The 10,810-nt window shown below is 51.4% G+C and carries 9 protein-coding genes and 3 pseudogenes; 7 read left to right on the top strand and 5 right to left on the bottom strand.

The features are described 5' to 3' along the window. Positions 1–32: 32 nt before the first annotated feature. Both ACT3RT_RS22630 and ACT3RT_RS22635 read right to left on the bottom strand, forming a co-directional pair. Positions 33–1,037 (bottom strand): IS110-like element IS4321 family transposase, encoded by a 1,005-nt coding sequence (locus ACT3RT_RS22630; RefSeq protein WP_000427623.1) that lies wholly within the window; start codon positions 1,035–1,037, stop codon positions 33–35. A gap of 78 nt (positions 1,038–1,115) precedes the next feature. Beyond that, a pseudogene (locus ACT3RT_RS22635) lies at positions 1,116–4,099 on the bottom strand (Tn3 family transposase). A 159-nt stretch (positions 4,100–4,258) separates the two neighbouring features. Here ACT3RT_RS22635 and ACT3RT_RS22640 point away from each other — a divergent pair. Continuing rightward, positions 4,259–4,843, top strand: a complete 585-nt coding sequence (locus tag ACT3RT_RS22640; RefSeq protein ID WP_001572335.1) for a recombinase family protein — start codon at positions 4,259–4,261, stop codon at positions 4,841–4,843. Positions 4,844–4,877: 34 nt separating this feature from the next. On the opposite strand, the gene ACT3RT_RS22645 is transcribed toward ACT3RT_RS22640, so the two are convergent. Then, entirely contained in the window at positions 4,878–5,663 is a 786-nt protein-coding gene (locus tag ACT3RT_RS22645; RefSeq protein ID WP_001572334.1) for an SDR family oxidoreductase, read from the bottom strand. 148 nt (positions 5,664–5,811) lie between these two features. On the opposite strand from ACT3RT_RS22645, the pseudogene ACT3RT_RS22650 reads away from it, so the two are divergent. The 6 genes and pseudogenes from ACT3RT_RS22650 to ACT3RT_RS22675 all read left to right on the top strand — a co-directional run. After that, positions 5,812–6,450: pseudogene (locus ACT3RT_RS22650) on the top strand (LysR family transcriptional regulator); the annotation flags it as partial. A 61-nt stretch (positions 6,451–6,511) separates the two neighbouring features. After that, entirely contained in the window at positions 6,512–7,216 is a 705-nt protein-coding gene (locus ACT3RT_RS22655) for an IS6-like element IS26 family transposase (protein WP_001067848.1), read from the top strand. A 51-nt stretch (positions 7,217–7,267) separates the two neighbouring features. Further along, positions 7,268–7,459, top strand: a pseudogene (locus ACT3RT_RS22660) (DNA-binding protein); the annotation flags it as partial. After that, on the top strand, positions 7,452–8,315 hold the full coding sequence (locus ACT3RT_RS22665) for a 3'-5' exonuclease (protein ID WP_491728766.1): 864 nt from the start codon (positions 7,452–7,454) through the stop codon (positions 8,313–8,315). The pseudogene ACT3RT_RS22660 and the gene ACT3RT_RS22665, both read left to right, overlap by 8 nt. Before the next feature lie 52 nt (positions 8,316–8,367). Continuing rightward, entirely contained in the window at positions 8,368–8,763 is a 396-nt protein-coding gene (locus ACT3RT_RS22670) for a hypothetical protein (protein ID WP_112197763.1), read from the top strand. Continuing rightward, positions 8,760–9,371 carry a DUF2913 family protein gene (locus ACT3RT_RS22675; protein WP_112197762.1) on the top strand — a complete coding sequence of 204 codons (612 nt, stop codon included), beginning with the start codon at positions 8,760–8,762 and terminating at the stop codon, positions 9,369–9,371. The genes ACT3RT_RS22670 and ACT3RT_RS22675 overlap by 4 nt, the downstream gene beginning before the upstream one ends. Here the strand turns inward: ACT3RT_RS22675 and ACT3RT_RS22680 are convergent. Then, the gene (locus tag ACT3RT_RS22680) at positions 9,368–10,297 is read right to left on the bottom strand and encodes an Rpn family recombination-promoting nuclease/putative transposase (RefSeq protein WP_008455303.1); all 930 of its coding nucleotides are present in this window, start codon (positions 10,295–10,297) and stop codon (positions 9,368–9,370) included. The two genes, ACT3RT_RS22675 and ACT3RT_RS22680, sit on opposite strands and share 4 nt — an antisense overlap. 228 nt (positions 10,298–10,525) lie before the next feature. Beyond that, a partial coding sequence (locus ACT3RT_RS22685; protein ID WP_496203768.1) for a copper-binding protein occupies positions 10,526–10,810 on the bottom strand: 285 nt, incomplete at its 5' end.

Here is a 10,810-nt window from a genome sequence, read left to right on the forward strand (position 1 = left end):
CAGTAATTCTTTAAACCGGTGTATTTCTGCCGTTATGCTACATAAGTTTGCTGTCGTGCCGTTAGGGCCCAGGCTATTCTGGCCAGCTTGTTTGCCAGAGCACAAGTGACGACAAAGTTGCTTTTTCGGCACAGTAAATCCCTGACCCAATCGGCCAATTTGCCAGACTGGTGTTCCAGTTTTTGTATGAATACCCTGGCACATTGAACCAACAAAGTTCGGATCTTTTTATTACCTCGCTTACTAATTCCCAGCAATGTCGTCCTACCTCCCGTGCTGTACTGCCGAGGTACAAGCCCTGTTGCCGCCGCAAAGTCACGGCTGCTGGCGTACTGCTTCCCGTCGCCAATCTCAGTTGAAATAGTACTCGCTGTCAGTGTTCCGACGCAGGGAATGCTCAGCAAGCGCTGTCCAACCTCATCTTCGTCCAACTTTCGTTTCAACTGGGATTCCAAATCTTTAATCTGCTCAACAAGATAGTGATAATGCTGTTGTAATTTCAGCAATAACTGGCTGAGGTAAAGAGGCAAACTATTATCCTCAAGAATGGTACTCAGTCGGCTAATAACGGCAGCTCCTCGGGGAACGCTAATGCCAAATTCCAGCAGAAAAGCATGCATTTGATTGGTTGTTTTTACCTTATCCTGAACCAGGGATTCACGGACACGATGCAGAGCCCGCATTGCCTGCTGAGATTCCGTTCTGGGCTGCACAAAACGCATAGACGGACGCGATGCAGCTTCACAAATAGCTTCGGCGTCGACAAAGTCGTTTTTATTGCTTTTAACGAACGGGCGGACAAATTGTGGTGATATCAGCTTTGGGGAATGCCCCAACTCTTCCAACTTGCGTGCCATAAAGTGAGAACCGCCACAGGCTTCCATTGCGATGGTTGTAGCGGGGCATGTCGCCAAAAATTCGATCAACTTTGGCCGGGTAAATTTTTTACGGTAAACAGCCTTCCCGCGACGATCCTGGCAATGAATATGGAAAGAGTTTTTACCCAGATCGATACCAATGAGCGCAATGTTTTCCATGATAGTTCTCCGAATGAAAGCCTGTCCTCAGCATAGTACCGGGAAGGAGGGAGTGACCATCTCATTAATTATCCCACTCTAAGACTGCTTTTTGTACAATTCGGTATCGACTGTGCGTAATGGCCGATATTTCCCGGACCCCAGCTTAAGATTGTTACGCCAGACGTAATCACCACTCAGATTGATATGTTCCCAGCCCAGAGGAGAAAGATGAGATACCAGTTGCTCATTTATCGGGATACCTTTTCGTTTCAGTGACTCAATGGCTCTTTCTATATATACCGTGTTCCACAACATGATCGCCGCTGTCAGTAACGTCAGCCCGCTGGCGCGGTAACTTTGATTCTCCAGCCCACGATCCCTTATCTCACCCAGACGGTGCATAAAAACCGCTCGCGCAAGGGCATTACGGGCCTCACCCTTATTCAGCCCCGCCTGTACGCGTCGGCGCAGACCGGGATCTCGGAACCAATCCAGCATAAACAGTGTCCGCTCGATGCGGCCAATCTCTCTCAGCGCTTTGGCAAGCCCATTCTGTTTTGGGTAACTGGCTAACTTTTTCATCATCAGCGATGCGGTGACTGTCCCCTGCTTAATCGAGGTTGCCAGACGCAATACCTCATCCCAGTGCGCCTCAATGTCTTTGATATTCAGGCTGGTTGTTGATATGACGGACTGAAGCCCCGGATAGCGATCTGCCTTTCCATGAATAAACAGCCGCTTGTCATGAAGATCCCGGATCCTCGGCGCAAAAGCGAACCCCAGCAGGTGCATCAGAGCGAAAACATGTTCAGTGAAACCTGCGGTATCGGTGTAATGCTCGGTAATTTCCAGATCGCTTTCATTGTACAGCAGACCATCAAGCACGTGGGTTGAGTCGCGCACCCGGCTGATCACTTTGGCGTAGAACGGGCTATATTGGTCTGAGATATGCGTATAAATCTGCACGCCTGGCTCCTGACCATACTTAAGATTGACCTGACCCGCATAACGCCCGTGACTGCCTACCCGAAAGTTTTGCCCGTCTGACGACGATGTTGTACCGTCGCCCCAGAATGCAGCCAGAGGTCGCGCTTTCTGAGCGTTGACCAGCTCGGCCAGTGCCGCTGAATAGGTTTCATCTCTTATGTACCATGCCTGAATACCTTCGAGTGACGATTTTGTTGCCCCCGGGCAGGACTCCGCCATTTTTGTCAGCCCCAGATTAATGCCGTCGGCCAGAATTGTGGTCAACAACAGTCTTCCGTCTTTTGGTCTGACGTTATTATTTTTGAGGTGCGCGAAGTGATGCGTAAACCCTGTCCAGCTGTCCACTTCTTCCAGTATCTCGGTAATTTTCGGATGAGGAAGCATGCCATAAACCAAATCGGCAAAGGGGGAAATACCCGAAGGAACGCTGTTCTCCAGCGGAGTGATTTTTACGCCTTTATCTGAGATATCAACATCGGGCAAATCACCGGCAAGAGCCATCGCGTTAACTTCTTCCAGACGCGATGCAAGAAGCGTCATACGGGCCTGAAGATAAGCCTGGCAATCGGTCTGAACGGCCAATTGTAACTGGTCATTATGTCGGGATTTCTCAAACTCAGCAGCCGGGATGAGATAATCATCAAAATTTCTGTAGCGGCGCGATCCTTTTACCCAAATATCACCTGAGCGTAACGCCCCCTTGAGCTCATTCAGTACGCAAAACTCGTAGTACTTGCGGTCGATTCCTGAAGGCGTGAGTACCAGTTTTCGCCAGCTTTCAGGGATAAACCCTGTTGGCGCTGCGGGCGGGACTTTACGAAGTTGTTTACGGTACATTTCCCTGATGGTGTCCAGCGCATCGCTGAGCGTCTGCGCAGCAGGTGTTGCGATGAACTGCAATGCTGACAGCATACGCGGGGCGTATTTACGCAGCGTACTGTATTTTCGGTGATGAGGTGAAGCGGGTCGAAATTGCCCTTACGGGAGAGAAACTGTGTTTCTTCCAGGCTGTTGGCGAACTCCTGCCAGGGAAGGACATCTTCTATCGCTGCCCAGGGATCTTCACCGGATTCTCTGGCATGCAGCAGTGCCTGACCGACAGTAACATATTGTTTCAACTTGCTCTGGATGAGTTTCCCCGTCAGCTGAAGCCTCTCGGCCTGTGTACGTTTTGCCTGGCTGAACAGCGTACTCATAATACGTTCGTGCAGTTCGATAACCTCATCGGTCAGTGTGGCCCGCGCTTCCTGAATGACACAAACCAGCGTAGCGTAACGTCTGACATCGGTGAATTTTGCCAGATCTCTGCTGCTCATTTTCCGGCCCTCACGCGCCAGTTTAAGTAACCTGTTCTGGTGAACGGAAAGCGCAATACCACCAGACAATTCCAGCGCAGCGATGGAATTAAGCCGATCGATATGTTGCAGCACATTTTTACCGTTTATTTTACCGGGAGGTTGAAGTAGCCATGCCAGACGGGAAGGTTGTTCACCCTCTGATATGAGCAGGCTGTCGAGTGCTGATTCATGCTGCTTTTCCAGTTGCGCAGTAAGTGCCGAAAATACGGCTCTGTCAGCGAGCGTGACGACTTCGGCAAGCGTCCGTTCTATCACATCAACAGAAGGGAAAATAACATTATTGTTATGTAGCCAGCTGAGCATTTCTTCCGCAAGTATAAATCCTTTGTCAGTACGCATGGCATAGGGGTGAAGATGCCGGATACAGTCTTTTTGCAGTGACCGACTGAACGGAGATAATTTCAAGTAGCGATAAAGTTCAGTCAGATGTTCCCAGCGAGTTTGCTCTCTTGAGGCATATTCCGGCCATAGATCAGGTTGAAGCTTCAGCCGGGAAGCGATTCTGGATATGACGCCACTGTGAGGGATATTACTTTTGTCCGGAATAAATCCAGGTCCGCGCAGATAACAGAGTAATACAGCAAAGCCCAGGCGATTTGCTGGCCGTCGGTGTTTATTAATGAGTGCAATATCATGTTCATTCAGAAAACACATGCGCGTCAGAAGAACGTCATCATCCGGCACAACCAGCAAGCGTTCTTTTTCTTCACTACTGAGTATTTGTCTCCGTGGCATAGATGCTTCCTCTGCATATAGTTGATTTGAGTTATCACTTCACACTGACCGAAACCGGTCGGTTTCGTACATCTTCTAATATATCTGTCCGAAAGTAAGTGAAATTCATTTCGTACAGGTGTTATAATTCGGACATCCATTTCGTACGGAAAGTTTCCTATGTCACGAGTTTTTGCCTACTGCCGGGTCTCCACTCTGGAGCAGACCACAGAAAACCAGCGTCGTGAAATTGAAGCGGCGGGTTTTGATGTTCGTGCTCAGCGATATATTGAGGAACATATTAGTGGTTCGGTTGCCGCAAGTGAGCGACCTGGATTTATCCGACTGCTTGACCGTATGGAAAGTGGCGATGTTCTGATAGTCACCAAGCTTGATCGCCTGGGCCGAAACGCGATGGATATCAGAAAAACGGTAGAACAACTGGCAGATTCCGATATTCGTGTCCACTGCTTAGCTTTGGGTGGAGTAGATCTCACCAGCCCCGCGGGGAAAATGACCATGCAGGTTATTTCTGCCGTGGCAGAATTTGAACGGGACCTACTGCTTGAACGCACACATTCAGGTATTGCGCGGGCAAAAGCGGCAGGGAAACGTTTTGGCCGTCCCTCTGCCCTGAACGAAGAACAAAAACAGGTCGTTATTGAGCGTATTAATTTAGGCTTAAGCATCAGCGCCATTGCCCGAGAGTTTAGTACTACCCGTCAAACCATACTTCGGGTAAAAGCCGGATCTAAACTGCCATAAGACTGGTCTCTATTTGACCAAGTTGTCAAAGGCGTTAGATTGATTTTACCTGTATTGAAAACAGATTTAGCTCGTTAATAATGCACTCAGGTTCTTCACTGAAAGGCATGTTGTTCAAATCTAAAACGCCATCATTTTTTTGAGGGTTATCTGCCTGTAAGTCCGTAAAGAGAGGTGTAAAATCCAGTTGTGCCTCCCCTCGCTCAGCGACCAGCTCAAACGTTTTATTTGTGGCTGCATCGTTACTCAACGCACTGACCAGAACCTGGGCGATTTGTTTTCTGGATATCACACCATCTTCCGGCGTTCCTGCATGGTGTCGATCCCCCTGGAGCATAACGATTCTGTGTTCATCATCATTGTTGTAGTCAAACCAGCCGGGCCTGACGATGGTATAGGGATGGCCACTCGCCCTGACCAGACGTTCGGCACGTCTTTTCCAGTCATGAACCTCAGTGCGTTGATTCCAGGTGCTGAGCCGTTCAGTCACGCCAATCGTGGTCATTAAGCCGATGCGTACAGACGTATCCCTGAATAGTCGTAAAATGTTACGTACACCACCGTAATCTATCGCTCTGGCCCCAATACGCCCCTGGCCATCGGAACCGAGAGTGAAGATGATGGCATCAATATCTTTCGGCAAATCGGTAAGTGTTTCAGGCATTGAAACATCGCCGTAAAAAACATCCGTTCCACGCGGAAGTAATTTTACTTTCCGTTTATTTCTGACCAGCGCCACGGGCTGATGGCCTATTTCGATAGTGGTATTCACGACATGAAGACCAATACTTCCGGTCGCGCCTGCAATGAGTATTTTCATGATAAACCCTCTGATAATTCAGACTTATTTTCTCTACAGTCAGAATATCAATTATCATTATTGTCAGTAATGGGGCTAAAATGATTGTGTCTATGAACACCCTTCATGAGTGCGCGTTGAAGGGAATGTCTCCATAAGGAAATCGCCGATGCTCAAAGAAAACTTCAACGAACTGCAAATCTTTCTTGTGGTAGCGAGGGAGCGAAGTTTTACCAAAGCAGCGGGTAAACTGGGGGTTTCTCAGTCTGCACTCAGCCACGCGATGAAGGCCCTGGAGGAACGGCTAAATATCCGACTTCTGACCCGCACTACCCGAAGCGTTGCCCCCACAGAAGCCGGTGAGAGAATTATCGCCTGCCTTGAACCCCGTATTGCCGATCTTGAGCAGGAGCTGGAATCGCTTGTTCAACTGAACGGCACTGCCTCCGGCAATATCCGTTTATCTGCCGGGGAGCATGCAGCGCGAAGTCTGGTATGGCCTAAGCTAAAGCCCTTTCTCAGGGAATACCCGGAAATTAATCTCGAACTGGTGGTTGATAACGGTTTTGTCGATATTGTTGAGGGGCGTTTTGATGCCGGGATCCGCCTGGGCGAAAGCGTAGATAAGGATATGATCGCGGTGAGGATTGGACCGGAAATGCGCATGGCAGTGGTGGGAGCACCGTCCTATTTTGCCGCTAACCCCGTACCAGAAACACCGCACGAGCTACAAACCCATCGGTGTATCAATATGCGCCTGCCGACTGCCGGTGGTCTTTACCACTGGGAGTTTGAGAAGAATGGGAGGCACTGTTGCAAATAGTCGGTGGTGATAAACTTATCATCCCCTTTTGCTGATGGAGCTGCACATGAACCCATTCAAAGGCCGGCATTTTCAGCGTGACATCATTCTGTGGGCCGTACGCTGGTACTGCAAATACGGCATCAGTTACCGTGAGCTGCAGGAGATGCTGGCTGAACGCGGAGTGAATGTCGATCACTCCACGATTTACCGCTGGGTTCAGCGTTATGCGCCTGAAATGGAAAAACGGCTGCGCTGGTACTGGCGTAACCCTTCCGATCTTTGCCCGTGGCACATGGATGAAACCTACGTGAAGGTCAATGGCCGCTGGGCGTATCTGTACCGGGCCGTCGACAGCCGGGGCCGCACTGTCGATTTTTATCTCTCCTCCCGTCGTAACAGCAAAGCTGCATACCGGTTTCTGGGTAAAATCCTCAACAACGTGAAGAAGTGGCAGATCCCGCGATTCATCAACACGGATAAAGCGCCCGCCTATGGTCGCGCGCTTGCTCTGCTCAAACGCGAAGGCCGGTGCCCGTCTGACGTTGAACACCGACAGATTAAGTACCGGAACAACGTGATTGAATGCGATCATGGCAAACTGAAACGGATAATCGACGCCACGCTGGGATTTAAATCCATGAAGACGGCTTACGCCACCATCAAAGGTATTGAGGTGATGCGTGCACTACGCAAAGGCCAGGCCTCAGCATTTTATTATGGTGATCCCCTGGGCGAAATGCGCCTGGTAAGCAGAGTTTTTGAAATGTAAGGCCTTTGAATAAGACAAAAGGCTGCCTCATCGCTAACTTTGCAACAGTGCCGTGAAATAGCCAGTCTGACAGATCGCTGCACGCAGCTGGAAAACCAGCGTGATGATGCCCGTCTGGAGACGATGGGAGAGAAAGAAACGGTCGCGGCACTGCGTGGTGAGGCTGAAGCCCTGAAGCATCAGAATCAGTCACTGATGGCGGCGCTTTCAGGCAATAAACAGACCGGTGGCCAGAATGCGTGATGATGACAATTCAGACGCCTGTGATGAAGCGCCCCGGGCGGAGGATAAATGCTACACCAAAGGGCGACTTCGGGATGAGTTCAGGATGAAGCCAGCCCCCGGTGTGGAACCGGTCAGATTGTACAAAAGTCCTTACGGCGGGAAATACGGCGTATGGCGGCTGGCTGACTGCGTCCCGATGCGGGCGAAACGCCCACAGACAGAAAAACAGCGGCAGGCCAGCGCACGTCTGGGCCTGCAAGCCCGGATGAAGAGTGAGCGTGGCAGATTCGCCATGCTGGCACATACCTGGTTAACGCTGGACCCCGTCTTCCTCGATACCGAAACGACCGGACTTGATGCCGGCGCGCAGGCGCTGGAAATCGGTCTGGTGAATGCCCGCGGTGAGAGGATATTTGAGACCCGCCTTAAACCCACTGTCGACATCGATCCGGCAGCAGCTGCAGTACACGGTATCAGTGACGATGATCTGGTCAGTGCGCCATCCTGGCCCGATATTGCGCAGCAGCTGCAGCACCATATCGGCCGGCGCCCGCTGGTTATTTTCAATGCTGATTTTGATACGCGGATTCTGAAGCAGACAGCGGCAGCGCATAATGACCCTGCCAGCTGGCTGGACTCTCTGACGGTGTACTGCGCCATGCGGCTCGCTGCGGGGTATTACGGCCCCACCAATCGCTACGGTACCATATCGCTTTCCGGCGCTGTCAGTCAGGCAGGCCTGAGCTGGACCGGGGAGGCTCATTCCGCCGTCACTGACGCCGTTATGACGGCACGCGTGGTAAACAATATTGCCGGATACTGGCGTGATCTCCAGTGTGAAATGAATGATGACGCAGGGAGTGAGCCAGCATAGTGCTGCTCTCTGGCTGGTCAGACAGCTGCAGGAATTAATTCAGGAGTCTGGAATGGAAAATACAATGAAAACAATGCATGAGCTTTTCCCCATGCGAACAGTAGTGATCGAACAATCTCTGGATATGTTTGGCGTCAAACGAAATGAGGACGGGACGTTACTCTTCCCCCGTCACTCCGATAAACGTTTTCCCGTTGCACGTATCCGTAAGCGACTGGCGGCTTATGGCTGGCGAGGAGAACGCCTGAATAAGGAGGTGGCGCGTATCGTCGCGGGCCCTGATATCCTCCCTGAGAGAAGTGAATACAGCATTATTTTCCCTTACGGATGGGAGAAGAAGCAGCTGACGCGTGAGATGCGTCGAATGTTTCCCCGTAAGACTGGCCGGCGTGTGCTGATTATGCTGGATGAATTACATCATTTTTCTGACTTGCGGGAGAAGCCGTGACGCTGACAGAAAAATCAGGTCATCTGGCGTGGTGTGCCCTGGTGGCGCTTGCGCTGGCCAGGCAGGATGGTGGCGTTCTCTCGCCGGCACAGGAAAACCTCTTTCTCACCCGCTGGCTGGCGACTGCGCTGAAGCAACGGCGTTTTTCTCGTGATGTGACGCCCGATATTGAGTGGCTTTTGAAACAGGGACGTCAGCTGGGCGTCAGCGCCAGGCTGGCCAGCAAGCTGAATTACCTCTGGCGTTCCTGCACCGGCGAGTTGTCCGGGCAGAACGACCTGTTCCGGCTGACGTATGCGCTGGAAACAGCGAAAGATATGCACTGGAACTACCGTCTGCTGAGCGATCGGGAATGGTCCGGCCGGAATGCTGTGGCGTTCAGTGCAGGCGTGAACGGCATTTATCTCTCACGGGCCAACCTCGATGTTGCTTTTGACGACAGCGGCCGACAGATAAATCCGCTGACAGCGCGTCTGACTGGGAACGTAGCGGGGGTGATGAAGCTGTTTAATCGCTGTGGCTGGCAGGCAGAGCCTGAGTCTGGTGCCTCCCTGCCCCACCAGTATTCGCTGATGGCCGGGCAGGGAGTGCCTGGAAAGGGGGATTAGTGGCGGATCTGCGCCAGGTCGTCTTCAGTCAGACCGGTCATTTTCATGACAGTATTGCGGTCAATGCCGTTCTGGAGCATGGTACGGGCTATTTTCAGAGTCGCTTCGCGCTCACCTTCTGAACGACCTTCCTGTCTTCCAAGCTGGATACCTTTCTCAATACCCTTTTGTTCGAGTTGTTGTGCGATGGTCATAAGTGCGTCTCCGTGTTGTGGCACACGCTGTGCCAGTTCGCGTACAAAGGCTTCGGCGTCGGATGTTTCGCCTGCCTGCACTATATAGTGTACCAGTGATATCACCTGCGATGAAGACAAGTATCCCGTCAGCAAGATGGGCGCCAGCCGGTCAACCAGTTCTGCCAGGTCTCGCTGGTGAATATGCTTTTGCAGTAAAGTCAGGGCGGCCATGCTGCGATGGCCAGCGATTTCATCATCCGGAATGACCGTAACGTCTACCAGCGGGAAAGCGCTGCTGTAGAGTTTGCCTGCCAGCCCGGGATCGTCAAACTCATCCAGCCACCGGGTGGAGTACGGATACGGGCTGCGTTTACCCGTATAGAACAGCACCGGTATCACCAGTGGCAGTTTTTTATGCCCTGCCTCCAGGTGGCGCTGCATGGCAGCCACCGCATAGCGTATGAGGCGGAAAGCCATATGTTTGTCGGGCGTTGACTGGTGTTCGACAAGCACATGAATATAGCCGTCGCCGGCTGTGGTTTTCAGGCTATAGAGAACGTCGCTGAAATACTGGCGGAGATCATCCTCAACGAACGAGCCTGATTCCAGTTTCAGCGTGCTGAGATCGCAGACTGCGCGCAGCTCTGCGGGCAGATGGATTTCCATGAAATCACGGGCCACATCCGGCTGTGTCAGAAACTGTCGGAACGTCGCATCGTGAGGTGTTGGCGTCATGTTTTTTTTCTTCATCTGTCTCTGTCCTGAGCCTGCAAAATAACCGACATATCTTATCACGTCCCCCTGCGTTGGTTTACAAGGAGGTAGCCCTGGTAATTTCTCAGACATGTAGGACAGCACAATAAAATACAGTCACCATGATAGTTGACGATAAATAAGTGAATAAAAAAACGCTCCCGGACGGGAGCGTAAGCCAGTGAAATCGGCGTCAAAAGAGGGTCTAACAAGTGGGGCTGCGGGTTAATTCTGAGTGGCCTGGCTGCGATGCTTTTCAGCCTGCTGCTGATGAATCACTGAAGACTGACCATTATTCGCCTTCTCGTGCACAACTGCGGCTTTTTCATGCTCGTTCATTTCAGAAAATGACTTTGCGGTTTCGTTGGTGGCTCCTGATTTGCCATTCATCATTTTTTTATGCATTTCCGCCATGTCCTGGTGGGCAGAAGCGTTGCCGTTTTGCATCATTTCATGGGACATTGCAGCCTGATCGTGGCCGCTCATATCCATCATTGTCATGCTGTCTCC

It is taken from the genome of Ewingella sp. AOP9-I1-14 (genome assembly GCF_052375995.1).
GTDB classification, from domain to species: domain Bacteria; phylum Pseudomonadota; class Gammaproteobacteria; order Enterobacterales; family Enterobacteriaceae; genus Ewingella; species Ewingella allii.

What these genes read in the sequence shown, in the direction of transcription:
- ACT3RT_RS22680 (WP_008455303.1), bottom strand. Translation starts at nt 10,297, where the DNA reads ATGAAGAAAAAAAACATGACGCCAACACCTCACGATGCGACGTTCCGA.
- ACT3RT_RS22640 (WP_001572335.1), top strand. Translation starts at nt 4,259, where the DNA reads ATGTCACGAGTTTTTGCCTACTGCCGGGTCTCCACTCTGGAGCAGACC.
- ACT3RT_RS22655 (WP_001067848.1), top strand. Translation starts at nt 6,512, where the DNA reads ATGAACCCATTCAAAGGCCGGCATTTTCAGCGTGACATCATTCTGTGG.
- ACT3RT_RS22665 (WP_491728766.1), top strand. Translation starts at nt 7,452, where the DNA reads ATGCGTGATGATGACAATTCAGACGCCTGTGATGAAGCGCCCCGGGCG.
- ACT3RT_RS22670 (WP_112197763.1), top strand. Translation starts at nt 8,368, where the DNA reads ATGGAAAATACAATGAAAACAATGCATGAGCTTTTCCCCATGCGAACA.
- ACT3RT_RS22630 (WP_000427623.1), bottom strand. Translation starts at nt 1,037, where the DNA reads ATGGAAAACATTGCGCTCATTGGTATCGATCTGGGTAAAAACTCTTTC.
- ACT3RT_RS22645 (WP_001572334.1), bottom strand. Translation starts at nt 5,663, where the DNA reads ATGAAAATACTCATTGCAGGCGCGACCGGAAGTATTGGTCTTCATGTC.